The 24318-nt window shown below is 55.6% G+C and carries 22 protein-coding genes, 1 pseudogene and 1 riboswitch; of the genes and pseudogenes, 1 reads left to right on the top strand and 22 read right to left on the bottom strand.

Translation table 11 applies throughout. From position 1 onward, the window contains the following. Positions 1 to 250 precede the first annotated feature (250 nt). From H3Z84_RS12310 to H3Z84_RS12335, 6 genes are all read right to left on the bottom strand, one after another. The gene (locus tag H3Z84_RS12310; protein ID WP_199457655.1) at positions 251 to 661 is read right to left on the bottom strand and encodes a hypothetical protein; all 411 of its coding nucleotides are present in this window, start codon (positions 659 to 661) and stop codon (positions 251 to 253) included. Between the two features lie 547 nt (positions 662 to 1208). Continuing rightward, positions 1209 to 1775: a hypothetical protein gene (locus H3Z84_RS12315; RefSeq protein ID WP_199457656.1), complete on the bottom strand. Its 567-nt coding sequence runs from the start codon at positions 1773 to 1775 to the stop codon at positions 1209 to 1211. Between the two features lie 100 nt (positions 1776 to 1875). Beyond that, the gene (locus tag H3Z84_RS12320; RefSeq protein WP_023012028.1) at positions 1876 to 2157 is read right to left on the bottom strand and encodes a type II toxin-antitoxin system RelE/ParE family toxin; all 282 of its coding nucleotides are present in this window, start codon (positions 2155 to 2157) and stop codon (positions 1876 to 1878) included. Then, positions 2154 to 2426 carry a CopG family ribbon-helix-helix protein gene (locus tag H3Z84_RS12325; RefSeq protein ID WP_022989998.1) on the bottom strand — a complete coding sequence of 91 codons (273 nt, stop codon included), beginning with the start codon at positions 2424 to 2426 and terminating at the stop codon, positions 2154 to 2156. Before H3Z84_RS12325 ends, H3Z84_RS12320 begins: the two co-directional genes overlap by 4 nt. Before the next feature lie 188 nt (positions 2427 to 2614). Then, complete coding sequence (locus H3Z84_RS12330; protein ID WP_084812760.1) at positions 2615 to 3013, bottom strand: GFA family protein; 399 nt, start codon at positions 3011 to 3013, stop codon at positions 2615 to 2617. 149 nt (positions 3014 to 3162) lie between these two features. Beyond that, positions 3163 to 4407, bottom strand: coding sequence for a hypothetical protein (locus H3Z84_RS12335; RefSeq protein ID WP_199457658.1), 1245 nt, complete (start codon positions 4405 to 4407; stop codon positions 3163 to 3165). A gap of 412 nt (positions 4408 to 4819) precedes the next feature. Between H3Z84_RS12335 and H3Z84_RS12340 the strand changes: the two are divergent. Further along, positions 4820 to 5343, top strand: a pseudogene (locus tag H3Z84_RS12340) (enoyl-CoA hydratase-related protein). A 52-nt stretch (positions 5344 to 5395) separates the two neighbouring features. Here the strand turns inward: H3Z84_RS12340 and H3Z84_RS12345 are convergent. From H3Z84_RS12345 to H3Z84_RS12420, 16 genes are all read right to left on the bottom strand, one after another. Beyond that, positions 5396 to 6454 carry a ribonucleotide-diphosphate reductase subunit beta gene (locus tag H3Z84_RS12345; protein ID WP_199457659.1) on the bottom strand — a complete coding sequence of 353 codons (1059 nt, stop codon included), beginning with the start codon at positions 6452 to 6454 and terminating at the stop codon, positions 5396 to 5398. A gap of 113 nt (positions 6455 to 6567) precedes the next feature. Next, on the bottom strand, positions 6568 to 9327 hold the full coding sequence (locus H3Z84_RS12350; RefSeq protein WP_199457660.1) for a ribonucleoside-diphosphate reductase subunit alpha: 2760 nt from the start codon (positions 9325 to 9327) through the stop codon (positions 6568 to 6570). Positions 9328 to 9630: 303 nt separating this feature from the next. Then, positions 9631 to 10115, bottom strand: a riboswitch (cobalamin riboswitch). A gap of 88 nt (positions 10116 to 10203) precedes the next feature. Continuing rightward, complete coding sequence (gene nhaB / locus H3Z84_RS12355) at positions 10204 to 11709, bottom strand: sodium/proton antiporter NhaB (RefSeq protein WP_199457661.1); 1506 nt, start codon at positions 11707 to 11709, stop codon at positions 10204 to 10206. A gap of 213 nt (positions 11710 to 11922) precedes the next feature. Next, positions 11923 to 13755 (bottom strand): glutamine--fructose-6-phosphate transaminase (isomerizing), encoded by a 1833-nt coding sequence (glmS, locus tag H3Z84_RS12360; protein ID WP_199457662.1) that lies wholly within the window; start codon positions 13753 to 13755, stop codon positions 11923 to 11925. Between the two features lie 29 nt (positions 13756 to 13784). After that, positions 13785 to 15149, bottom strand: a complete 1365-nt coding sequence (gene glmU / locus H3Z84_RS12365; protein ID WP_094625807.1) for a bifunctional UDP-N-acetylglucosamine diphosphorylase/glucosamine-1-phosphate N-acetyltransferase GlmU — start codon at positions 15147 to 15149, stop codon at positions 13785 to 13787. A 149-nt stretch (positions 15150 to 15298) separates the two neighbouring features. Then, the gene (locus tag H3Z84_RS12370) at positions 15299 to 15721 is read right to left on the bottom strand and encodes a F0F1 ATP synthase subunit epsilon (protein ID WP_058342158.1); all 423 of its coding nucleotides are present in this window, start codon (positions 15719 to 15721) and stop codon (positions 15299 to 15301) included. Between the two features lie 38 nt (positions 15722 to 15759). After that, on the bottom strand, positions 15760 to 17154 hold the full coding sequence (gene atpD / locus H3Z84_RS12375; protein WP_199457663.1) for a F0F1 ATP synthase subunit beta: 1395 nt from the start codon (positions 17152 to 17154) through the stop codon (positions 15760 to 15762). A 54-nt stretch (positions 17155 to 17208) separates the two neighbouring features. Beyond that, the gene (gene atpG / locus H3Z84_RS12380; protein ID WP_058342160.1) at positions 17209 to 18069 is read right to left on the bottom strand and encodes a F0F1 ATP synthase subunit gamma; all 861 of its coding nucleotides are present in this window, start codon (positions 18067 to 18069) and stop codon (positions 17209 to 17211) included. Between the two features lie 70 nt (positions 18070 to 18139). Beyond that, positions 18140 to 19684 carry a F0F1 ATP synthase subunit alpha gene (atpA, locus tag H3Z84_RS12385; RefSeq protein WP_058342161.1) on the bottom strand — a complete coding sequence of 515 codons (1545 nt, stop codon included), beginning with the start codon at positions 19682 to 19684 and terminating at the stop codon, positions 18140 to 18142. Positions 19685 to 19712: 28 nt separating this feature from the next. Beyond that, a complete protein-coding gene (locus H3Z84_RS12390) occupies positions 19713 to 20249 on the bottom strand; it encodes a F0F1 ATP synthase subunit delta (RefSeq protein ID WP_058342162.1) in 537 nt (178 codons plus the stop codon). A gap of 12 nt (positions 20250 to 20261) precedes the next feature. Then, complete coding sequence (locus H3Z84_RS12395) at positions 20262 to 20732, bottom strand: F0F1 ATP synthase subunit B (RefSeq protein WP_058342163.1); 471 nt, start codon at positions 20730 to 20732, stop codon at positions 20262 to 20264. A gap of 87 nt (positions 20733 to 20819) precedes the next feature. Next, a complete protein-coding gene (atpE, locus tag H3Z84_RS12400; RefSeq protein ID WP_014423137.1) occupies positions 20820 to 21047 on the bottom strand; it encodes a F0F1 ATP synthase subunit C in 228 nt (75 codons plus the stop codon). 53 nt (positions 21048 to 21100) lie between these two features. Next, positions 21101 to 21955, bottom strand: coding sequence for a F0F1 ATP synthase subunit A (atpB, locus tag H3Z84_RS12405; RefSeq protein ID WP_199457664.1), 855 nt, complete (start codon positions 21953 to 21955; stop codon positions 21101 to 21103). 15 nt (positions 21956 to 21970) lie between these two features. Next, entirely contained in the window at positions 21971 to 22351 is a 381-nt protein-coding gene (locus H3Z84_RS12410; RefSeq protein WP_228285843.1) for an ATP synthase subunit I, read from the bottom strand. A 228-nt stretch (positions 22352 to 22579) separates the two neighbouring features. Continuing rightward, the gene (locus H3Z84_RS12415) at positions 22580 to 23455 is read right to left on the bottom strand and encodes a ParB/RepB/Spo0J family partition protein (protein ID WP_199457666.1); all 876 of its coding nucleotides are present in this window, start codon (positions 23453 to 23455) and stop codon (positions 22580 to 22582) included. A gap of 60 nt (positions 23456 to 23515) precedes the next feature. Further along, positions 23516 to 24310 carry a ParA family protein gene (locus H3Z84_RS12420; protein WP_058342165.1) on the bottom strand — a complete coding sequence of 265 codons (795 nt, stop codon included), beginning with the start codon at positions 24308 to 24310 and terminating at the stop codon, positions 23516 to 23518. Between the last annotated feature and the right edge of the window lie 8 nt (positions 24311 to 24318).

Consider the following 24318-nt stretch of genomic DNA (forward strand, 5'->3'; position numbering starts at 1 on the left):
AACGCTGGAAGCGGATCAAGGGGTTTAACCAACTGAAGCTGGTCGTGAACAACGTTCAGTTTCGGGATGGAGAACGGGTGGATGATCAACCTGACAGAGACGCCGCTTGATGGTCATACACCAGATTTGACAATAACTCCCTGACTCTTTGTGAACATAACGCCGAAGCACAGCGGCGACCTTGGAGTGGCGACGAAGGGGCCACGGAAAGGGCGTCCGGCGGCCATAGGCCGCGCACTGCTGCGCCTTGTTAATTGGATACCTCAATGTACCACTTGGGCTTCATGCGCCCGAAATCCCGGCGGACGTTCGATTTCAGTGCCTTTTTGGAGTCCAGCACCTTTGCCTCGCCGCCCTCTCTGACAAACACAACCCAATGCCAGAATGGTTTGCCCTGTTCCGTACGCCATTTAATCGCCATAAGGGCCTTGTCTGGAAGGCACTCCCAAGACTCGAACGGTGTTTCTTTGGGCGACACCGAGATACCGAATGCCCGCAAAAGCTTCCGGACGTGCACAGTCTCCGACCAGAGCGACGTGTCTGCGGCGTAAATACCCAGAGCGTTTGCCTTACTCTTGGCCTCCGCATAGCCAATGCCTGCTAGAGCAGCGCTTGCAGCAATACCACAACCCGTTATTTCTTCCTGGATAACTGGTTCCATATCTCTACCAATTAACGCTGAAGCACAGCGGCGACCTTGGAGTGGCGACGACGGAGCCACGGAAAGGGCGTCCGGCGGCCATCGGCCGCGAACTGCTGCGCCTTGTTATAAGCTCTATATTACTGAATTGAAGAAATGATTTTATTTCTCACAAGCTCGACTGAATCCCTATTGTACCCAGCAACCGCAACCATGAGCTTGCTTCGGGTAGGTGATATTTCTATACATTTAACGACGACACGATTTGATCTTACATTCCCGTATATTCCGTATTCATTCTCAACCTGGTTTTCGAGCCCTATGACTTGCAGCGCATATGAGCTTTGTATCTCGCACGCCTCTTTGGATTTGCTCAGATCTTTAAACCAGGACCAAAGCTCAGGCGGCTTTTCCTCAGCGATGGCCGATCCCGATAATAAAAACAAAAGAACTAAAACTGCCCTGTTGATCATGCGAATTTCCCTAATGCTTATAACGCTTGCAGCATGCGCGCCAACGAAATGGAGCCGAAGGTGCAATGTAGTAGGCGTCGCCGTGCCTGCACTGGTTAGCTGGCCCCATGTTCAAAAATAACCCGATGCTCATCTACTACCTCTCCTAAATGATCAAAGGCCGTTGCGTAATATTTTAGGGATGCGTTCCATTCTGCGACGATTACACCAGTGGTACTGGGTGACGGCCATGCTTTGTTGTGTGCGCGTATCTGTGTCGCCCACTGTTTTAGAGCCTGGTTTTTGTATCCGCCATGCTTCCATGCATCAGGCTCATCAGACCATTCGGCGCAAACGATGAGTACTTTTAGCGGCGCATGAAGGCAGCATAGCTTTCGCATTTCATGGTGGGCGGAGGTGGCGATATTTTCTGACTCAACGAACACCATTGGCACATCGTAGCCGTTGTCATCGATTGCGCAAAAGGTGTAATCGACTTTGAATTCCTCTTTCTTGAAAGTCAGTCCCATTGTCTCTGAAACACTTTTCAACAAAGTCCCTTCATAGAGTGCGGTTCGATTTCCACTGGACTCCCATGCTCTCAAAAACTCCTCTCCAGAAGTAGCAGATAAACCTCTGGTAAAAGCACTCAGAAATTCTCTCCAGAAACTTAAGGTCGGCAACTCAATACTCCTTTTGTACAGCTAACGCTGAAGCGCACCGGTGGCTTTGTCGCAGCGCAGCGGAGACAAAGGCATCCGAGTGACGCGCCTGGTTAAATTACTACCGCTCACCTTCAAGGCCATGCCATACCCGGAGAATGATGATGGCACTGGGATGGAGCGAATATCGAACGACATATTTCCCGAAAACCATATCTCGAACAGAGTCAGGCACCGGTGCCATTTCAACTGGTGTGCCCATCTTGGGAAAATCAGGAAGCAATTCGATTTTGCCAACCAGTTCGGTGGCGATCCGGGCTGCCGCCGATGGATTGTGGACTGCAATGAACTCCCTGAGGCGCTGTAAATCTTCAATGGCTTCGTCCGTGTAAACCAGTTTCACTTACCTGACCTCGGTGCATCCTGCTCGTTGTCGGTTCCCCAACTATTAAGCCAGCTGTGAACCTCGCGGGCATCAACAACCTTGCCTTGTGCAGCGGACTCCATTGCTTCTAAGGTCTGTTTCCAGCGCTCTTGCTCCAGCTGCTGCTTTTCTATGTACTCCGATAATGCTTGGTTAATTACCCAACCTTTGCTCCGGTGCAACCTGCCAGCAATTGCTTCCAGGTGCTGTTCAACTTCTGCTTGAAGGCGAACCGTGGTGACGCTCATGACTATACCCTCAATTTTGGCTACTACAATGTATTACAACATAGTCTACGAGGGTGCGGCAAAAAATTTAACGCCCGGCACAGCGGAAACCGTAACGGAGCGAATTTTTGTGTAAAAATGAGCGCCAGCGAATACACAAAAAGGCGCGTAGTGTAGGTTTTCCGGCTGGTGCCGATTGTTATCTGCATTCAATGTCCTGGCTCCCACTCCGAATACGCCACAATGTGGGAGCCATATTCTAGCCAGGGGACTTCGTGCGATCTCCAAATCTGACGCTCAGGTCTGCTGAGCGGGTCTTCATCAAGGCTGGCCACCCGCAAAATTACACGAGGACTTCCCTCTTTGTACGCGACCAGTTGTGAACCGCAGTTTGAGCAAAAGAAGCGGAATTTTCCGGGAGAGGATTCGAAGCTTTTTAACATTTCCTCGCCCTTCGTCCACCGGAAATGCTCGTGAAGGACTCCCGCTCCGGTATTGAATGCCGCCGAATGAGCTTTCCGGCACGTGCTACAAGAACAGTGCTGAATCGGGGTGTCCAATCGGTCCACCTCGTAACTAACTCCGCCGCAAAGGCAACTCCCTTTCATTTCTCATTCTCCGATGATCCGACACAGATAACGGTTCATGATAACCGGCGGCGACGAACGGCCCGAACACCACCGCAATTTGGTTTTGCTTTTCAATTCAGCACAGACGTATTTTCCGTCCGGTTGATTAGTTTGTTATGTGCCTGTTCTTATTGGTTCGCTATTTTTAGTAGAGTTTCTTTTCCTGTTCCAAACTTACAGATTGCTTCGCAATTTTCTTTCAGGACTGAAAATTTAATATAGTGAATTTTAGTTCCGTTGGATTTAATTGATGGCCTGCTTAACTGTAGCAACAGCTCTTTTTCTCTATTGTCAGGTATTATTAAAAATAAAGAGGAAGGGTTTTCTGGAAACGAGTGATATAGGTCAGTCAGCCTGAGTATTCCCGAATAGATTGAGGTACTTTTTTCAACTTCAAAAGCGCAAACAATATTCTTTGTATTATTTTCAAACCAAATTACATCGATTAATGCAATTGTATTTTTTGTTTCTTTTTCTACATTAATTTCAGGGAAACAAGGGAGGCACAAGGATGAAAAGTTTTTTCCTTGAAAATTTCTAGAACGATCATTAGAAGCACTAATTACTTGATACCCTAAAGCTTTTCCGATCTTCAATAAATGGTATTGCATTTCAGTATGCAAGTTTTCTTGCTCTCTTTCACTGGTTACTTCTTTGTGCCTTTTTTTGAGAAGGTTTTCAATCTTTGCTTTTTCTTTTTCCGAAAGACTTCCTTCGTCGCCAACCATTATTTTTTTTACACCAATGTCAAACAGCAAGCCTGAAATTGCACCTAAATCTTTTGACAGTGATTTTTTATGCTTATTGTTTTTTTGTAAAATGACCTCACGCATACGAAGGTATTCAGTCCAGGAACCAAGTTTAACTTTTTCTTTGAATAAATGATTAAAACCATTGACTATTGCTGTATTAAATGGAGGAATTGTTTCAGGATGAAGGAAATATAAAATGTTTGCCACTGCCGGACCAAGACCCTTTATTTTCTTCTCATCTAGGTTGATTATTTCCTTTAGGATTTGCTCTTCATTTTTGGCTGCGAAGCAATTTTCAAGAAATTGACCAAAAGACATTTTATTTTCTTCATTTTCATAAATGTCTGGAATTCTTAACTTTGGTTTCCAGTAAAAAGCATGCGATGCTCCAATGAAAACTTGTTTTTGTTCTGTGATACAGTTTAAAACAAACTCTAACGATGAACCTTTGTAGTCATTCCCAAATTCCTTATTTTTAATATCATTGATTACACTTTGAACACCACGGCGTATTGAACGAAAGGCTTTTAGTCTTTCGTCATTATTAATAAACCACGTATTGAATACGGATTCATTGTCAGACCGGTACTTGTCAATTAAGTCGTTTAAGTCACTATTCATATTTTCCTCATTTTTGGCACATAACAGTGAATTCTACGAACGAGTTCGTATATCCCGCATTCGTATAATTCCAACCAAAACGCGCCCGAAATTTTTAATTTTTTCTAAACAAAAACAACAACCTAAGAAAACGAACCACGGCTACCGCCGGAGTTATACGCCCTGATTCGAGCCACCCCTGCTCCTACTCAGGGGCGTATAACTCCGCCCCTGAAAACCCCACATCCTAAACATATCAGAAGGTTACTAACATTTCCCATGCATTTCCCCGGAGTTTTGCGAACGGGTTCGTATAACTCCACTGTTTGTTAGTCCATGCAGCACGGGCCTTGGCCAAGGCGGTCGAAGGTTCTTGGCATGGGCCAATCATAGCGAGACAATCGCTGTAAATTTACAGAACAAGGACTCCACGATGGCCAGCTTGCCCCAACTTACGGATGCCCTGCTCACTCTGGAAAACGGGGTGGCCGTGCTGACCCTGAACCGGCACGACCTGCGCAATGCCCTCACAGGCTCCCACCTGATTGATGACATCGTCACCACAGCAGAGTGGGTCAACCACTGCCAGGACGTATCCGTGCTGGTGATCACCGGGGCGGGGTCGGCGTTCAGTGCCGGTGGCAACATCCGCGATATGGCTAACCGCAGCGGCGATTTCGCTGGCAATCCCGCTGAGTGTGCAGAGCGCTATCGCAAGGGTATCCAGCGTATTCCCCTGGCGATGCAGGCGGTGGAGGTGCCGGTGATTGCCGCGGTGAACGGGCCAGCCAGCCGCCCAAGGCAACGCGGCTGACCAAGCGGCTGATGATGATGGCCCAGCGCACCGAGCTGAAGGATTTCCTGGAGATCTGCGCCTGTTTCCAGGGCATGAGCCACAACGAGCCAGAGCACCTGGACGCAGTGAACCGGATGCTGGAAGCCATGGCGCGGAAATAACCCTACCGGAGCTGCCCGACATATCGGACAGCTCTGCCCCCCCCCTACCTGCTTACCACTCCAGCTGAGCGCCGGTCTGGTATTCAATCACCCGGGTCTCAAAGAAGTTCTTCTCCTTGCGCATGGTGGCTTGCTCGTCCAGCCAGGGCGAGACGTTTTTCGCCCCCGGGAACGGCTCTTCCAGCCCTACGGTGCGCGCCCTCCGGTTGGCCACAAACCGGAACTGCTCGGTGTGGTATTCCGCCGAGTAACCCATAATCGGGTCGCGCAGAATGTAGTTGGCGTAAGCCATCTCAGCCGCTTCGGATTCGTCCCACATATCGCGCACGGCTTTGGGGTCGAAACTGATGTTTTCCTCCTCCAGGATCTGGTTCACCACTTTCAGGCCGAAGGAGAAGTGCATGGCTTCGTCCCGCAGGATGTACTGCAGCTGTTCACCGGTACCGCGCATCAGGCCCCGGCGCTGAAGGGCGAAGATGGGGCTGAAGCCGTTATAGAACCAGCAGCCTTCAAACACCGCTGCGAAGAACAGGTAAGACATGATGAATTCCTGCAGGTCGTCCGGGTTGCGCAGGTTCATGTCGGAGCGCATGGCAGCGTCCAGCCGGCGGTTGGCCAGCTGGATTTTGCCGTTGATCTGGGGCACCACGCGGTAGCGGTTGTAGATCTCGCTCTGGTCCAGGTTGAGGGTTTCGATGCAGTGCTGGTAGGTCCAGGTGTGCAGGGCTTCTTCGTATACCTGGCGGGCCTGGTAGATCTGCAGTTCCGGTGCGCTCATTTTCTCCATCACCGCCAGGCCGATGTTGCGCATGGCGAGGATGTCGGAGGTGGTGAGGTAGGCCAGTACGTTTTCGTACACGTGCTTTTCTGCCGGGGTCAGGCGGTGGTGGTAGTCGTGAACGTCCTGGGCCATGTTGACGTCCAGCGGGGTCCAGTGGTTTTTGTTGGCATTCATGAAGTATTCCCAGGCCCAGGGATACTTGAAGGGTGCCAACTGGTTGATGTCGGTTTCGCCGTTGATGACGCGTTTGTCGTCTACGTTCACCGGCGCCGGGCCTTCGGGGTTTGCGGCTTGCTGTGCGGGTTTTGATTCGTCGTCCCAGTTCAGCATGGTTCGCTCCTTTTAGATTGATTTGCCACGGACACTCACGGACCCACACGGACAAAGACAAAGATGTTTTTTCGTCCGTGAGCGTCCGTGAGTGTCCGTGGCCAAAAAGTCAGTTACTGACACGCCTCGCAGTCAGGATTATCAATGCTGCAAACCTGCGGCTGTGGCGCAGACACCGGGGCGGTTTTTTCGGCGCCGGTGGCGCCCAGGGAGCGCAGGTAGTAGGTGGTTTTCAGGCCGCGTTCCCAGGCCAGCTGGTACAGGGCATCGAGCTTTTTGCCGCTGGGTTCGGCCATGTACAGGTTCAGGCTCTGGGCCTGGTCCAGCCATTTCTGGCGGCGGGCGGCGGCTTCTACCAGCCAGCGGGCGTCGATTTCGAAGGCGGTGGCGTAGCGGGCTTTGAGTTCGGCGGGTATGCGGTCGATCTGCTGCACGCTGCCGTCGAAGTATTTCAGGTCGTTCACCATCACGTTGTCCCACAAGCCTTCGGCCTTGAGATCCCGCACCAGTGAGGGGTTCACCACGGTGAACTCGCCGGACAGGTTCGATTTCACAAACAGGTTCTGGTACGCCGGTTCGATGGACTGGGACACGCCCACGATGTTGGAAATGGTGGCGGTGGGCGCGATGGCCATGACATTGCTGTTGCGCATGCCGTGTTTGGCGATCAGCTCCCGTATCGGGGTCCAGTCCAGGCGGCTGTCGGTGTTCAGGGACAGGTCACCGTCTTTCCTCGCCTCTTTTAAAAGAGCGATGGAGTCGATGGGCAGGATGCCCTGCTGCCACAGGGAGCCTTCGTAGGTTTCGTAGGCACCGCGTTCGCCGGCCAGGGTGGCGGAGGCGCGAATGGCGAAGTAGCTGAGCTGCTCCATGGCCACGTCGGCAAACTCCACCGCTTCCGGGCTGGTGTAAGGCAGGCCCAGTTGATACAGGGCATCCTGGAAACCCATCAGGCCCAGGCCCACCGGGCGGTGTTTGAGGTTGGAATTCCTGGCCTGGGGCACCGCGTAGAAGTTGATGTCGATAACGTTGTCGAGCATGCGTACGGCGGTGTTTACGGTGCGTTCCAGGCGTTGTACATCCAGCTCGCCGTCCTTGATGTGGGCCGCCAGGTTTACAGAGCCCAGGTTGCACACGGCGATTTCGTCGGCGCTGGTGTTCAGGGTGATTTCGGTACACAGGTTGGAGCTGTGCACCACGCCCTGATGCTGCTGCGGCGAGCGCAGGTTGCAGGGGTCTTTGAAGGTGATCCAGGGGTGGCCGGTTTCGAACAGCACAGTGAGCATTTTGCGCCACAGCTGCTTGGCCGGAATTTTCTTGAACAGGGTGATCTCGCCCTGCTCCGCCAGCGCTTCGTAGTGTTCGTAGCGTTCGCGGAAGGCATTGCCGTACAGGTCGTGCAGATCCGGCGTATCGCTGGGGGAGAACAGGGTCCAGTCCCGGTCTTCACGCATGCGTTCGATCAACAAATCCGGCACCCAGTTGGCGGTGTTCATGTCGTGGGTGCGGCGGCGTTCGTCGCCGGTGTTCTTGCGCAGTTCCAGGAACTCTTCGATGTCCAGGTGCCAGCTTTCCAGGTAGGCACACACGGCGCCTTTGCGCTTACCGCCCTGATTCACCGCCACGGCGGTGTCGTTGACGACTTTCAGGAACGGCACCACGCCCTGGCTCTGGCCGTTGGTGCCTTTGATGTGGGAGCCGAGCGCCCGCACCGGGGTCCAGTCGTTGCCCAGGCCGCCGGCCCATTTGGAGAGCAGCGCGTTGTCTTTGATGGCCCCGTAAATGCCGCCCAGGTCGTCCTGCACGGTGGTCAGGTAGCAGGAGGACAGCTGGGAATGGCGGGTGCCGCTGTTGAACAGCGTCGGGGTGCTGGCCATGTAATCGAAGCTGGACAGCAGGTTGTAGAACTCGATGGCGCGGGCGTTGGGGTCGTCTTCCCGCAGGGCCAGGCCCATGGCCACGCGCATGAAGAACACCTGGGGCAGTTCCAGGCGGGCGCCGTTCCAGTGCAGGAAGTAACGGTCGTACAGGGTTTGCAGGCCGAGGAATCCGAACTGGTGGTCGCGCTCGGGTTTCAGGGCTGCGCCCAGGCGTTCCAGGTCAAAGGCGGCCAGGGCTTCGTCCAGCAATTCGTAGCGGATACCGGTATGGATGAAGGCGCTCAGGGCCTGTGGATAACTCTCTGTCAGGGATTGGTTGCGGGGCAAGTCCAGCGCCTCGGCCGCTTCCAGCCGAAGTTGCTCCAGCAACAGGCGGGCAGTCACGGCGCTGTAGTCCGGCTCCCGTTCTATGCGGCCCCGGGCGGTCATGATCAGGGCAGACAACACTTCGGTTTCGGCAATGCCGTCGTACAGGTTGCGCAGGGCTTCCTCCACCAGGGATTCGCCCTCAATGCCGTCCAGCCCGGTCGCGGCCTGCTCTACCTGCAGTTTCATCAAACCCAGATCCAGCGGCGCCACGCTGCCGTCGGCTTTTTTCACGGTCAGGTGCGGGTGCGCTTCCATGGGTTCTTCAATGGCGCGCTTGCGGGCGTGTTCTTCCCGGTACAGCACGTAGGCCCGGGCCACTTTCTGTTCCTCCGCCCGCATCAGGGCCAGTTCTACCTGGTCCTGGATGTCTTCAATATGCACCTTGCCCCCGGCCTTCAGGCGCCGGCTGATGGCCTGCACCACTTGTTCGGTGACCCGGTGCACGGCGTCGTTGATACGGGCAGAACCCGCGGCCTGGTCGCCTTCTACCGCAAGGAAGGCCTTGGTAACGGCGACGGTGATCTTGGAAGGGTTAAAGCCAACGAGGGTGCCGTTGCGTTTGATGACCTGAAGGGATTCTGTAGCGGCAACCGCCGGGGGCTCGGGGGACAGGATGGCAGACATGGAACTTCTCCTTGTGTACGCGTGGTGGCGCAGCCTTTGCGTTCAGGAGAAGGGGGAGGTTTTTGCCACGGAATCCACGGAAGGACACGGAAAAATGAAAAGAAAGGGACTGTTTTGCCACGAAATCCACGAAAAAACACGAAAGGAAAAGATAAAAAGCTTTTTTCTTTTCGTAGTAAATCTTTGTTCGTGTTTTTTCGTGGATTTCGTGGCAAAAAATCAGTAAGTCTTTTCTTTCCGTGTTCTTCCGTGGATTCCGTGGCCAGAAAACGAAACCCGCCTGCTCACCTTGATAAACGCGAAGGTGCAGTGTCTATCCCTGGCAGGTCTTCGGACTCAGGGGCGTGAACCGTGTGGTTCGGCCTTGCGTGGCGACTTCCCGGTTGGAGCCCCTGGTTACCTCCTGAGTCGCCTCTGGCTTTCAGAGCGCTTCACAGTCAAGGCGCAACTTTGCAGTAAGGCCGGGGCCTTTCAAAAAGTTGCAACGCCGATTGTGAAGCGCTCTGAAAGCCCCGAAGGGCGTGCTCTGAAAGCTGCACCTGCTGTGTTGCGACTCTTGCCAAGGGCTAAGGCCATTGGCGGCGAGCCGCGCCTTGCATCTGCAGCTTTCAGAGCACGCAGAGGCGATTCAGGAGGTAACCAGGGGCTCCTTGCCAGTGTCTTTATGCCACGCTCGTTCCCCAATACCGCTGCGCGTCAGTTCCGGATTCTCACCGGATTCCCGACTACCTGAGTGATCACGCTTTGATCACAATATATGGTAGTAAACCAAGGACTTCGTCACTATATACAGACTAAGCAGCAGAAACAAGAACGCCCGTGGAGCTTTGTGAAAGCGGCACGGGCGTCAGATGAGGCTGTTATCGGCGTCGAGAATCAGAAGGCGTGGGTCACCATGTACAGGCCTACGCCACCCATCACCACGGTGTACGGCAGGGCCATAATCACCATCTTGCCGTAGGACAACCGTACCAGCGGGGCGATGGCGGAGGTGAGCAGGAACAGGAACGCGGCCTGGCCGTTGGGGGTGGCCACGCTGGGCAGGTTGGTGCCGGTGTTGATGGCCACGGCCAGGGTCTGGAAATGGTCAAAGCTGATGGCGCCGGCATCCAGGGCCTGTTTTACTTCGCTGATGTATACGGTGGCCACGAACACGTTGTCGCTGATCATGGACAGCAGGCCATTGGCAATGAAGAACATGCCCGGTTGCTGGCCTTCCGGCAGGCTCAGTACGTATTCGATGATAGGCTTGAACAGGTGCTGCTCGTGGATCACCGCCACGATGGCAAAGAACACCACCAGCAGTGAGGTGAACGGCAGGGATTCCTGGAAGGCTTTGCCAATCTGGTGCTCGTCGATCACACCGGTGAAGGAAGTAACCAGGATGATCACCAGCAGGCCGATCAGCCCCACTTCCGCTACGTGGAACGCCAGGCCCAGCACCAGGATCACGGCAGCAACAGCTTGCACCCACAGGGCAGCCTTGTCGGACTTGGTGCGGCTGGCTCTTTCGTTATCGGCGTATTCCTGCAACACCTGGCGTACCGGCTTGGGCAGGCGACCGCCGTAGCCGAACCAGCGCAGCTTCTCCAGCGCCCAGCAGGTAAACAGGCCGGCAATCAGTACCGGAATACTCACCGGTGCCATGTGCAGGAAGAAGCCCACGAAATCCCAGCCAACCACCTTGGCGATCAGCAGGTTCTGGGGTTCGCCAACCATGGTGGCCACACCACCCAGGGCGGTACCAATGGCACCGTGCATCAACAGGCTGCGCAAGAACGCCCGGAAGTTTTCCAGGTCTTCCCGGTGCAGTTCCACCACTTCGGCATCGCTGTTGGCATTGTGGTCTTTCTGCTGATAGCCCTTACCAGACGCCACCTTGTGATACACCGAGTAAAAACCCACCGCCACACTGATGATGACCGCGGTTACCGTAAGGGCATCCAGAAACGCTGACAACACGGCTGCGGCACCACAGAACAGCAGCGAGAGCGCAGACTTGGAGCGTACCCCCACCAGGATCTGGGTGAAGGTCACCAGCAGCAGCTCTTTCATGAAATAGATGCCTGCCACCATGAACATCAACAGCAGGATAACCGGGAAGTTGATCAGCACCTCGTGGTACACGGCGTCGGCGTTGGTTAGCCCAATCAGTAAGGCCTCCACCGCCAGTAAGCCGCCTGGCAATAATGGGTAACACTTCAAGGCCATGGCCAGGGTAAAGATGAACTCGGCAATCAGCAGCCAGCCTGCCGTCACCGGCCCGAACACAAACATCACAATCGGGTTGGCAATCAGAAACAGCAGAATAACCTGCTTGTACCAGTTGGGCGCCTTGCCCAGGAAATTGCGGGTAAATCCGGAAACGAGAGTGTCGGGCATTGCATCAGTTCTTCTTGAATTGGCGGCTAAAAAAGTATGCAACAGGCAACCATTACCTGCCTTGATATTTGTGTATAGGGTACCCCTGTGGGGCCGCCCGGGTCTCCGTACTTGGACCTACATCGCCCGGAAAGACTTGCTCTGGATCATGTTTCCGGAAAATCAGGCTGGCCCCGGTTTACCGCGGACGGCGGCCAGCCTGAATCTCGCCGTTTATTCCACCGTCACACTCTTGGCCAGGTTTCGGGGCTGGTCCACATCAGTGCCCTTAAGTACTGCAACGTGGTACGACAGCAGCTGCAAAGGCACGGTGTAGACAATGGGCGCCGTGATCTCGTGCACAGACGGAATCTGCATCACATGCAGCCCCTCTTCAGGCTTCACATCGGCATCCCTGTCGGCAAATACAAACAGCTCTCCGCCACGGGCCCGGACTTCTTCGAGGTTCGATTTCAGTTTCTCAAGCAAGTCGTTGTTCGGCGCCACGGTGACCACCGGCATCTCGCTGTCGACCAGCGCCAGCGGACCATGTTTGAGCTCACCGGCCGGATAGGCTTCGGCATGGATGTAGGAGATCTCTTTAAGCTTGAGCGCCCCTTCCATGGCCACCGGGAACTGGGAGCCACGGCCCAGGAACAGGCTGTGGTGCTTGTCCATAAAGGCCTTGGACATTTCTTCGATGTCTGCATCCAGTGCCAGCACATCGCTGACCTGCTTCGGCAGCTGGTGGATAGCGCCCACGATCTCCGCTTCCTTCTCTTCGCTCAGGCCGTTGTGACGGGCCAGGGCCAGGGTGAAGATCAGCAGTGCGGTAAGCTGGGTGGTGAACGCCTTGGTAGAGGCTACGCCAATCTCGGGGCCGGCCTGGGTCATGATCACCAGGTCGGATTCCCGCACCAGGGAGCTGCCCGGTACGTTGCAGATGGCCAGGGCCGCCCGGAAACCGGCTTTCTTGGCCTGGCGAAGTGCGGCCAGGGTATCCGCGGTTTCGCCGGACTGGGAGATGCACAGGAACAGGGTATCCGGCTGGATCACGTGCTTGCGGTAGCGGAACTCGGACGCGACTTCCACGGAGCAAGGGATGCCGGCCAGGTCTTCAATCCAGTAACGGGCCACCATGCCGGCGTGGTAGGAAGTACCACAGGCGATGATCTGCACATGGCGCACGTTTTCCAGCAGGTTGGCAGCGTCGGTACCCAGGGCCTGCTCCAGTACCCGGGTGTCGGTAATCCGGCCTTCCATAGTGGCCTTGATCACTTTCGGCTGCTCGTAGATTTCCTTGAGCATGTAGTGGCGGTATTCGCCCTTGTCGGCGGAATCGGCACCGTGCTCGAAACGGGTAATGGCGCGCTCTACGGCCATGCCTTCGCGATCATGGATCTCGATGCTGCCTTTGCGGATGTCGGCAATATCGCCTTCTTCCAGGAACATGAAACGGTCGGTCACCGGCAGCAGGGCCAGCTGATCGGAAGCGATGAAGTTTTCACCGATTCCCACACCAATTACCAGCGGGCTGCCCTGACGGCACACTACCATGTGATCCGGCTCATCAGCGTGGACAACGGCCAGGGCATAGGCGCCGCGCAGGCGATCCAGGGCAGTTTTCACGGCCTGGTACAGGCCGCCACCGGCCCGGTAGTTTTTAGCGATCAGGTGCGCCACTACCTCGGTGTCGGTCTGGGACGTGAACTCGAAGCCCTCGGCTTTCAGTTCGTCCCGCAGTTCCTGGTAGTTTTCGATGATGCCATTATGAACGATGGCCAGGCGGTCGCCAGACATATGCGGATGGGCGTTGAGCTCGGACGGCTCGCCATGGGTCGCCCAGCGGGTGTGGGCAATACCCACGTGGCCGGCAACCGGGTTCGCGGCGATGGCGTCTGCCAGGGCAGCTACCTTGCCCACTTCCCGGGCCCGCTGTATCTGGTCGGCGCTGCTGATAACGGCCATACCGGCGGAGTCGTAACCCCGGTATTCAAGGCGGCGCAGGCCCTCCAGCAAAATACCCTGGACGTCCCGTTCAGATACCGCTCCTACAATCCCACACATGCTGTTGTCACCTGTTCGTTAATCGGTCTTTACGCTTTTTTCGGCCGTTCCCAGCCGGAGATGTTTCGCTGCTTGCCGCGGGCCACGGCCAGTTCGCCTTCACTGATGTCCCGGGTGATGGTGGAACCGGCACCGATGGTCGCCTGGTCCGCAACAGACACCGGGGCCACCAGCGAGGTGTTGGAACCCACAAATACACCATCGCCCAACACAGTCTTGTGCTTGTTCACGCCATCATAGTTACAGGTGATGGTGCCTGCACCAACATTCACATTACGGCCCAGTGAGGCGTCGCCCACGTAGCTCAGGTGGTTGATCTTGCTGCCCTCACCTACCACGGCTTTCTTGGTTTCCACAAAGTTGCCAACCTTGGTGTTGGCGGCCAGTTCGGTGCCCGGGCGCAGGCGGGCAAACGGGCCAATCTGGGCGTTGGCGCCCACCACCGCACCTTCGATGACGCTGTTGGCCTTGATCTCGGCACCGTCGGCAATGGTCGCGTCCTTGATCACGCAGTTGGGGCCGATTACCACGTTGCTGCCGAGGCTTACCTTGCCTTCGAACACGGCGTTGACGTCAATCCACAGGTCGTTACCAATGGTCAGCTCGCCGCGAACATCAATGCGGGCCGGGTCGGCCAGGGTGGCACCTTCGGTCATCAGGCGCTCGGCCTGCTGGCGCTGATACCAGCGTTCCAGCTCGGCCAGCTGCAGGCGGTTATTCACACCCTGCACTTCAAACGGGTTCAGGGGCTGCGAAACCGTGACCGACAGGCCGTTATCCACAGCCATGGCAATGATGTCGGTCAGGTAGTATTCACCCTGGGCATTACTGTTGGATAACGTCGGCAACCAGCTTTTCAGGTGACTGGCCGATACCGCCAGGATCCCGGTGTTTACTTCGTTGATATCCTGCTGCTCGGCGGTGGCATCTTTCTGCTCAACAATCGCCTGAACCTGCCCCTGGTCGTTACGGACAATCCGGCCATAACCGTGGGGGTTGTCCATATCCACGGTCAGCAGGGCCAGATTGCTGTCGTCCAGGTCACTGACCATGGCTTCCAGGGTATCTTTACGGGTCAGCGGAACATCGCCATAGAGTATCAGTACCCGGGCGTTATCCGGCAGGTCCGGCAGGGCCTGGGCCACGGCATGGCCGGTACCCAGTTGTTCGGTCTGGAGCACCCAGTTCACCGAGTCGTCATGCAGCGACGCCCGTACCTGGTCCGCGCCATGGCCGATCACTGTGTGAATTTTCTCCGCGCCCAGTTGCTTTGCGGTGTCGACCACATGGTGCAACATGGGCTTGCCGGCTACCGGGTGCAAGACCTTCGGCAGGGCGGATTTCATCCTTGAACCCTGACCGGCGGCCAGGATCACAACGTGTAGCGGGTTCATGGGGCGTACAGCTCCAAACTCTTTATCCGGTAGAAAATAAAAAACCGCGTCCTGGCGGAAACCCCTCTGTTTCCGGTAGGAAACACAGAGCCCTCCACCTGAGGATGCGGTTCACTGTCAGGCCAGTCCGGGCACTGACGCAACCCTGCTTAACGCAGGTTCTTGCGCAGTTTCTGGATGGTACGCAGCTGAGCGGCGGCTTCTGCCAGCTCAGCGGCGGCCCGGGAGTACTCAAACTCGCCTGTCTTATTCGCCAGTGCCTTCTCGGCTTCCTTCTGGGCTTCCAGTGCTGCGGCTTCGTCTACATCTTTTGCACGAACCGCAGAATCAGCCATCAGGGTAACCAGGTTAGGCTGCACTTCCAGGTAGCCACCTGAAACGTACAGAATCTCCTCGGTTCCACCCTGCTTGATGATCCGCACTGCGCCCGGCTTGAGCGCAGACAGCAGCGGAGCATGGCCAAACTGGATACCAAGCTCACCCTCGGTACCGGTGGCGATCAGCATCTCCACCAGACCGGAGTAAATTTTTTCCTCGGCACTTACGACGTCACAATGTACGGTCATAGCCATTTCTTACGCCTCTTGGGTCAGAAAGGGAAGAAGGAGGTTTACTTGCCTTCTTTCTCTTTCATTGCCTTAGCCTTCTCGATTGCCTCTTCGATACCACCGCACATGTAGAAGGCCTGCTCCGGCATGTCGTCGTAGTCACCGTTCAGAATACCTTCGAAGCTGGCGATGGTTTCCTTCAGAGACACGTACTTACCAGGGGAACCGGTAAATACTTCTGCTACGTGGAACGGCTGAGACAGGAAGCGTTCGATCTTACGCGCACGGGAAACGGTCAGCTTGTCGTCTTCTGACAGCTCGTCCATACCCAGGATCGCGATGATGTCTTTCAGCTCCTTGTAACGCTGCAGAACGTTCTGAACGCCACGGGCAACGTTGTAGTGCTGCTCACCGATCACCAGCGGGTCCAGCTGACGGGAGGTGGAGTCGAGTGGATCGATCGCCGGGTAAATACCCTTGGAAGCGATGTCACGGCTCAGTACCACGGTCGCGTCAAGGTGCGAGAAGGTGGTGGCCGGAGACGGGTCAGTCAAGTCATCCGCCGGTACGTATACCGCCTGGATAGAGGTGATAGAGCCAGTCTTGGTGGAGGTAATACGCTCCTGCAGCTCACCCATTTCCTGGGCCAGGGTCGGCTGGTAACCTACCGCTGAAGGCATACGGCCCAGCAGTGCGGATACTTCGGTACCGGCCAGGGTGTAACGGTAGATGTTGTCAACGAACAACAGTACGTCACGGCCTTCGTCCCGGAACTTCTCGGCCATGGTGAGACCAGTCAGGGCCACACGCAGACGGTTTCCAGGGGGCTCGTTCATCTGGCCGTAAACCATGGCAACCTTATCGAGAACGTTAGACTCCTTCATTTCGTAGTAGAAGTCGTTACCCTCACGGGTACGCTCACCAACACCGGCGAATACAGAGAGACCGGAGTGCTCTTTCGCGATGTTGTTGATCAGTTCCATCATGTTTACGGTTTTGCCTACACCGGCACCACCGAACAGGCCAACCTTACCACCCTTGGCGAACGGGCAGATCAGGTCGATAACCTTGATACCGGTTTCCAGCAGGTCGGCAGACGCTGACTGGTCGGCATAGCCCGGAGCTTTGCGGTGAATACCCCAACGCTCTTCTTCACCGATTTCGCCCTGCTCGTCGATGGGACGACCCAGAACGTCCATGATCCGGCCCAGAGTCTTGGTACCAACCGGTACAGAGATCGGCTTGCCGGTGTTTTCTGCTTTCAGGCCACGCTTCAGGCCCTCGGTGCTGCCCATAGCGATGGTACGAACAATGCCGTCACCCAGCTGCTGCTGGACTTCCAGAGTTGTTTCGCCACCTTCAAGCAGCAGTGCGTCGTAAACGCTTGGCACGGAGTCACGTGGAAATTCCACGTCGATAACCGCGCCAATGATCTGAACGATGTGTCCGCTACTCATGCTCGGTTCCTCGTTATCTAGTAGTCAATAAAACCAGTAGGTTTGTGAGCGCTATCAAACAGATGCGGCGCCGCTCACAATCTCCGAAATCTCTTGTGTGATCGCTGCCTGACGGGCCTTGTTATAGGCCAGCTGAAGCTCGTCAATGATGCTGCCAGCGTTGTCGGTGGCGCTCTTCATAGCGATCATCCGGGCGGCCTGTTCACAGGCCAGATTCTCTACCACACCCTGATACACCTGGGATTCGATATAACGTGGCATCAACCCGTCAAGAATCGGACGTGAGTCCGGCTCGTAGATATAATCCCACTGGCGACCGATGTCTTCATCGGAACCTTCCGGCAGAGGCAACAACTGCTCTGACTTCGGGCTCTGGGTCATGGTGTTGACGAACTCGTTACTGATCAGGAACAGGCGGTCGATCTTGCCTGCCTCGAACGAATCCAGCATCACCTTGACACTGCCAATCAGCTTTTCCGCACTCGGGCTGTCGCCCATGTGGGTCAGGGCTGCAACCACGTTTCCGCCATAGCTGCGGAAAAAGGATGCGCCTTTCTGGCCAATGGCACAGATATCAGTCTCAATACCTTTCTCTTTCCATTCACGCATTTCGCGCACGAGCAGCTTGAACGCATTGGTGTTCAGGCCACCACACAGGCCGCGGTCAGAGGAAACTACAATGTAGCCTACCCGCTTGACCTCACGCTCCTGCATGAACGGATGACGGTAATCCTTGTTGGACTTAGCAATATGTCCGATTACCTGACGCATCTTTTCGGCATACGGGCGAGTTGCCTGCATCCGATCCTGAGCCTTGCGCATCTTACTCGCCGCCACCATTTCCATGGCGGAAGTGATCTTCTGCGTGCTCTTGATGCTTCCGATCTGGTTACGTATTTCTTTTCCGACGGCCATAAGTCACTGCCTTTTCAAGTTAGACACTCAAAGGGACCAGCAAGCCCGCACAATGGCGGGCCCGGTGGATTTACCAGCTCTGAGTGGTCTTGAATTTCTCCAGAGCAGCTTTCAGGCCGGCAGCGATGTCGTCATTGAAGTTACCTTCAGGGCCGATCTTGTCCAGAAGCTCTTTCTGCTCGGAACGCATCCAGTCCAGCAGCTGTGCTTCGAACTTCACAACCTTGTTTACTTCAACATCGTCCAGGAAGCCTTCGTTGGCTGCGAACAGTGAAGTGCCCATTTCCGCAACGGTCATCGGGCTGTACTGGTTCTGCTTCATCAGCTCGGTTACGCGCTGACCATGCTCCAGCTGCTTACGGGTTGCTTCGTCAAGGTCGGAAGCGAACTGGGCGAATGCCGCCAGTTCCCGGTACTGGGCCAGGGCCAGACGGATGTTACCGCCGAGCTTCTTCATGATCTTGGTCTGGGCTGCACCACCTACCCGGGATACGGAGATACCGGCGTTCATGGCCGGACGGATACCGGAGTTGAACAGGTTGGTTTCCAGGAAGATCTGACCATCGGTAATAGAGATTACGTTGGTCGGTACGAATGCAGAAACGTCACCAGCCTGGGTTTCGATGATCGGCAGTGCGGTCAGGGAACCGGTCTTGCCTTTCACTTCACCGTTGGTGAACTGCTCAACGTAGTCAGCGTTTACGCGGGAAGCGCGCTCCAGCAGACGGGAGTGCAGATAGAAAACGTCACCCGGGTATGCTTCACGTCCTGGCGGACGACGCAGCAGCAGGGAGATCTGACGGTAGGCAACGGCCTGCTTGGACAGGTCATCGTATACGATCAGTGCGTCTTCACCGCGGTCGCGGAAGAACTCACCCATGGAGGTACCGGAGTACGGAGCCAGGAACTGCATGGCTGCAGGATCCGCGGCACCGGCAGCAACCACGATGGTGTGGTCCATGGCGCCGTGCTCTTCCAGCTTGCGCACTACGGCGGCAATGGAAGACTGCTTCTGGCCAACGGCAACGTAGATACACTTGATGCCGGTGTGCTTCTGGTTGATGATCGCGTCGATCGCAACCGCAGTCTTACCGATCTGGCGGTCACCGATGATCAGCTCACGCTGGCCACGACCGATGGGAACCATGGTGTCGATGGCTTTCAGACCAGTCTGAACCGGCTCATCAACGGACTGACGAGCGATAACGCCCGGAGCAACCTTCTCGACCGGGGAAGTCAGGCTGTTGCCCAGCTCGCCCTTGCCGTCGATCGGGTTACCCAGACCGTCTACAACACGGCCCAGCAGTTCGTTACCAACCGGTACTTCCAGGATACGACCGGTACAACGTACCTTCTGGCCTTCAGCCAGACCTTCGTAGTCACCCAGAACAACCGCACCAACAGAATCACGCTCCAGGTTCAGCGCCATGCCGTAAGTGCCGTTGGCAAATTCAATCATCTCGCCGTACATAACGTCGGCCAGACCGTGGATCAGTACGATACCGTCAGAAACAGACAGGATCGTACCTTCGTTCTTAGCTTCGGAAGAGATATCGAGGTTCTCGATTCTCTTCTTGATGATGTCACTGATCTCGGATGGATTCAGTTGCTGCATGCCTTTGTCCTCAAACCTTGTGCTGAAATCAGGAGCCCAGAGCCTTGGCCATTCTGGCCAGCTTGCCACGAACTGAAGCGTCGATAACCAGGTCGCCTGTACGTACTACCACGCCGCCGATCAGATTCTGATCAACTGCGGTTTCAAGCTCAACCTTGCGCTCCAGCTTTTTGGACAATGCGTCGATCAGTTTCTGCTGTTCGTCTGCAGACAATTCGAATGCGGTATCGATTGTCAGGTGCACAGACTTCTCGAGGTCTGCACGGTACAAACGGAACAAAGCAGAAATCTCCGGCAACAGGGCCAGACGCTTGTTTTCAGCAAGAATCAACAGGAAGTTTCTGAGTGCTTCAGGCAGCGGCTCTTCAAAACAGTCAGCGAAGAGTTCCGCCTTGCGTTGCTCAGACAGGCCGGGGTTGGCCAGGATGTTCTTTACCTCTTGGTCAGCCGCAACCATAGCTGCGAAAGCCAGAGCCTGATCCCACTGATCAACGGCATTCTGGTCCTGCGCGGCTTTAAAAACGGCTTTCGCGTAGGGTCGGGCTAACGTTGTAAGTTCTGCCATGATGACCCTCTTTTAGAGTTCTGCGGCCAGCTTGTCCAGCATCTCGCTGTGAGCTTTGGCGTCTACAGAGGTTTCCAGAATCTTCTCGGCACCGGCAATGGCCAGAGTGGCCACTTCTGCACGCAGTGCGTCGCGAGCCTGAACACGCTCCTGTTGAATTTCCGCCCTTGCCTGCTCAATAAGCTTGTCGCCTTCTTTGCGAGCGTCGTCCTTGGAGGCTTCGACGATCTGGGCGGCACGCTTGTTGGCCTGGTCAATAAGGGCTGCAGCTTCTTCTTTCGCCTTCTGCAGTTCTTTAGCGGCTTTTTCCTGCGCAAGTTCCAGATCGAGGGAAGCCCGATCTGCGGCAGAGAGGCCGTCTGCAATTTTCTTCTGGCGCGCTTCCATGGCAGCCGTAATCGGCGGCCATACATACTTGACGCAGAACCAGACGAAAATAGCGAAGGCAATCGATTGCCCTATCAACGTAAGGTTTATATTCACGGCAATATACCTCTTGCTATTCGTTGCGTCCTGGTGTCCGGAATGCGGTGGCAGTGCCGGGCACTGCCACCCTCAATTCTCGGCTGATTAACCAGCAACAACGAAGATCAGGTACATCGCGATACCAACACCGATCATGGGAACCGCATCAAGCAGACCAGCCATGATGAATGCCTTGGTTTGCAGCTGGTTAGCCATTTCCGGCTGACGCGCAGTGGACTCGAGCAGTTTGCCGCCCAGCAGACCAAAACCGATACCAGCGCCCAGGGCACCCAGACCGATGATCAACGCAGCTGCGATAAATACCATTTCCATTGAAGACTCCTCAGTTTTTCAGATAGTTAAGGGTTTGTGTATTTAAGGGTTTATCAGTGATCTTCGTGTGCTGCGCTGAGGTAAACCACAGTAAGCACAGTAAAAATAAAGGCCTGAAGCGGGATCACCAGGATGTGGAAGATCGCCCAGGGAACGTTCAGTGTCCACTGGACCCACAGCGGCAACAACGCAATCAGGATAAAGACAACTTCGCCGGCGTACATGTTACCGAACAGACGCAGTGCCAGGCTGATCGGCTTGATGATCAGCGCCAGGATTTCCAGCAACAGGTTGAACGGAACCATGATCCAGTGATTGAACGGGTTAAAGGCCAGTTCTTTGGTAAAGCCACCTACGCCTTTCACCTTGAAACTGTAGAACAGGATCAGCAGGAACACACCGATGGAGATACCGAAAGTACCATTGGGATCGGTGGTCGGCACAATCTTGAAGTACTCAAGACCCATCGCATGGGCGATAGACGGAATATAGTCGATCGGGATCAGCTTCAGGATGTTCATCAGCAGGATCCAGACAAAAATCGTCAGTGCCAGCGGGGCAATCAACGGGTTCTTGCCGTGGAAAACATCGCGCACGATACCCTGAACGAATTCAAAGGTCATTTCGACCAGGTTCTGCAGTCCGCTCGGTGCGCCGTCGGTGACCCGGTTGGCCACAAAGCGGAACAGACCCAGGAACAGGATACCCATGGCGATAGACCAGCCGAGGGTATCGACGTGGAGCGCCATGAAGCCCATGTCTGCGGCTTCCTGGCCGGTGCGTGCGAAGGTCCAGGTGGCCTCCTGCACAACACTGCCGTCTGCGCGCTCATAGCCTTCCGGAAGCTTGCCATAGGTAAGGTTGGTGAGGTGGTGTTTTATATACTCTACTGGGGTATCAGCTGCCATACTGCTCTCGTCCAGTCATCGCTGTGGTCGCGGCCGGATGAGCCAGCGCAATGCCGTACCCAACACAACCATCACAGCAAAAGTGAATAACAGAGCCGGTACATGTACTGGCTCCATTAAAGTGAAAACGGCCGCAAAAAACACTGCGGTAAGGGCGAGTTTGATGCTCTCTGCCCTGAAAATGTTGCTGACTGCCAGGTGCATCTGCCTTGCGCCCTGGTACCGGTACGTCCGGTGAGCAAAGTAAGCGTTTGGTATGACAAAAATAAGACCGCCGATAAACGCGGAATAACCGGCCAAACGACTTTCCAGCAACCACAAAAGGCTCAGAACGGTGAGAGAGGCCATCTCTATGGTCAGCCACTGTTTCAGCGGCACGTACGTGATGGCTTTCATTGAACGGCTCATATCACCAGCTGTCATTCCAAGCGCGCGGAATTATATGTGTTAACCGGTAGCTGTTCAACATAACCCGACGGAAAAAATGGCGAAAATTTAACCAGATTTCAAGATGAAAAGGCCTGCTTTTACACAGGTTGTGTTATCAGGCTTCGGCTGCACCCAGATGTGGTGTTTCTGGCCTGAATGGATACTTTAGGATGATTTTCAGGAATTTCCGGGCGCTCAGCGGATATGGCCCAGAATACCGTCCAGCTCATCCAGCGAACTGTATTCGATCACCACTTTACCCTTGCCCCGCTTGCCGTGGGCAATGGACACCCGGGCACCGAGCCGGTCGGAAAGGTCATCCTGCAGGGCCCGGATGTTCGGGTCCAGCGCCTTGCTGCCGGAATCTTCCGTTGCGGGCTTTTCCTGCTGGATGCGGCGCACCAGGGCTTCGGTCTGGCGCACGGAAAGCGACTTGGCCACCACCTGGCGGGCCACCTGCATCTGCTGTTCAGGGGGTAAGGTCAGCATCGCGCGGCCATGGCCCATTTCCAGGTCACCATGCTCGAGCATGGTGCGCACATCTTCGGTCAGGCCGATCAGCCGCAACAGGTTGGTAATGGTGGTGCGGGATTTACCCACAGCCTCTGCCACCTGGGCCTGGGTCAGGCCAAACTCTTCCTGCAGGCGCTGGAGGGCAAAGGCTTCTTCGATCGGGTTCAGGTTTTCGCGCTGGATGTTCTCGATAAGCGCCATGGCGATGGCGGCTTCATCCGGCACATCACGAATGATGGCGGGAATGCTGTCGAGCTCGGCAATCTGGGTCGCGCGCCAGCGGCGCTCACCGGCAATCAGTTCATAGCGGCCTTCGGAAACCGGGCGCACCACCACCGGTTGCATCACACCCTGCTGGCGAATGGAATCTGCCAGTTCCTGCAGGGCGGCGGGGTCCATATCCCGGCGCGGCTGGTAACGGCCACGCTGGATGAGGTCTACGGGGATCTCCCGCAGTTCGCCATCGTGTTCGGCCACTTGCTGGTTCAGGTTAACCTTCGAGCCCTGTAACAGCGCTCCCAAACCTCGTTCGCCCAAGCCTCGTTTTTTCGCCGCCATGGTGTTTGTCATTCTTCCTGTTGAAAAAGTTGGTGCATGGTTGCCCGACGGCAAACTATGTTACACCGCAACGGCGGCGGATGTCTTTTTTGAACCGTGCCGGCGCACCATCTCGCCCGCCAGGGCCAGATAGGCCACCGCACCCTTCGAGGTCTTGTCGTAGGCAAGTGCCGGCATACCGTAGCTGGGGGCTTCGGCCAGGCGCACGTTGCGGGGAATCACCGCCCGGTACACCTTCTCGCCGAAGTATTCACTGAGCTGGCCGGAAACATCCAGGGTCAGGCTGTTGCGGGGGTCGTACATGGTACGCAGGATGCCTTCGATCTCCAGGTTCGGATTGACCGTTTCCTTGATCTGTTCGACCGTGTTCATGAGTGCCGCCAGGCCTTCCAGCGCGTAGTATTCACACTGCATCGGAATCAGTACGGAGTCCGCCGCCGACAGGGAGTTTACGGTCAGCAGGTTCAGCGACGGCGGGCAGTCGATCAGGATGTAGTCGTAATTTTCCCGGACGCTGTTCAGCGCCAGCCGCAGCCGGTGCTCCCGGCCGATTTCGTTCATCAGTTCCACTTCGGCGGCCGTCAGGTCGCCATTGGCAGGCAGCAGGTCAAAGCCCGAGGCGTCGGTTTTCACGATGACTTCTGCCGGGCTGGCACGCTTGGTCAGCACATCGTAACCCGACAGTTCCAGGGCGTTTTTATCCACACCGCTACCCATGGTGGCGTTGCCCTGGGGGTCCATGTCTACCAAAAGCACCCGGCGCCTGGTAGCAGCCAGTGAGGCAGCAAGGTTCACGCAGGTGGTGGTTTTGCCCACACCGCCTTTCTGATTGGTCACTGCAATCACGCGCGCCATGCCTTGCC

The organism is Marinobacter sp. bablab_jr003 (assembly GCF_016464245.1).
In the GTDB taxonomy this organism is placed as follows: domain Bacteria; phylum Pseudomonadota; class Gammaproteobacteria; order Pseudomonadales; family Oleiphilaceae; genus Marinobacter; species Marinobacter vinifirmus.

What these genes read in the sequence shown, in the direction of transcription:
- H3Z84_RS12310 (WP_199457655.1), bottom strand. Translation starts at nt 661, where the DNA reads ATGGAACCAGTTATCCAGGAAGAAATAACGGGTTGTGGTATTGCTGCA.
- H3Z84_RS12325 (WP_022989998.1), bottom strand. Translation starts at nt 2,426, where the DNA reads ATGAGCGTCACCACGGTTCGCCTTCAAGCAGAAGTTGAACAGCACCTG.
- H3Z84_RS12330 (WP_084812760.1), bottom strand. Translation starts at nt 3,013, where the DNA reads ATGAAAGGGAGTTGCCTTTGCGGCGGAGTTAGTTACGAGGTGGACCGA.
- H3Z84_RS12335 (WP_199457658.1), bottom strand. Translation starts at nt 4,407, where the DNA reads ATGAATAGTGACTTAAACGACTTAATTGACAAGTACCGGTCTGACAAT.
- H3Z84_RS12345 (WP_199457659.1), bottom strand. Translation starts at nt 6,454, where the DNA reads ATGCTGAACTGGGACGACGAATCAAAACCCGCACAGCAAGCCGCAAAC.
- H3Z84_RS12350 (WP_199457660.1), bottom strand. Translation starts at nt 9,327, where the DNA reads ATGTCTGCCATCCTGTCCCCCGAGCCCCCGGCGGTTGCCGCTACAGAA.
- nhaB (WP_199457661.1), bottom strand. Translation starts at nt 11,709, where the DNA reads ATGCCCGACACTCTCGTTTCCGGATTTACCCGCAATTTCCTGGGCAAG.
- glmS (WP_199457662.1), bottom strand. Translation starts at nt 13,755, where the DNA reads ATGTGTGGGATTGTAGGAGCGGTATCTGAACGGGACGTCCAGGGTATT.
- glmU (WP_094625807.1), bottom strand. Translation starts at nt 15,149, where the DNA reads ATGAACCCGCTACACGTTGTGATCCTGGCCGCCGGTCAGGGTTCAAGG.
- H3Z84_RS12370 (WP_058342158.1), bottom strand. Translation starts at nt 15,721, where the DNA reads ATGGCTATGACCGTACATTGTGACGTCGTAAGTGCCGAGGAAAAAATT.
- atpD (WP_199457663.1), bottom strand. Translation starts at nt 17,154, where the DNA reads ATGAGTAGCGGACACATCGTTCAGATCATTGGCGCGGTTATCGACGTG.
- atpG (WP_058342160.1), bottom strand. Translation starts at nt 18,069, where the DNA reads ATGGCCGTCGGAAAAGAAATACGTAACCAGATCGGAAGCATCAAGAGC.
- atpA (WP_058342161.1), bottom strand. Translation starts at nt 19,684, where the DNA reads ATGCAGCAACTGAATCCATCCGAGATCAGTGACATCATCAAGAAGAGA.
- H3Z84_RS12390 (WP_058342162.1), bottom strand. Translation starts at nt 20,249, where the DNA reads ATGGCAGAACTTACAACGTTAGCCCGACCCTACGCGAAAGCCGTTTTT.
- atpE (WP_014423137.1), bottom strand. Translation starts at nt 21,047, where the DNA reads ATGGAAATGGTATTTATCGCAGCTGCGTTGATCATCGGTCTGGGTGCC.
- atpB (WP_199457664.1), bottom strand. Translation starts at nt 21,955, where the DNA reads ATGGCAGCTGATACCCCAGTAGAGTATATAAAACACCACCTCACCAAC.
- H3Z84_RS12410 (WP_228285843.1), bottom strand. Translation starts at nt 22,351, where the DNA reads ATGAAAGCCATCACGTACGTGCCGCTGAAACAGTGGCTGACCATAGAG.
- H3Z84_RS12415 (WP_199457666.1), bottom strand. Translation starts at nt 23,455, where the DNA reads ATGGCGGCGAAAAAACGAGGCTTGGGCGAACGAGGTTTGGGAGCGCTG.
- H3Z84_RS12420 (WP_058342165.1), bottom strand. Translation starts at nt 24,310, where the DNA reads ATGGCGCGCGTGATTGCAGTGACCAATCAGAAAGGCGGTGTGGGCAAA.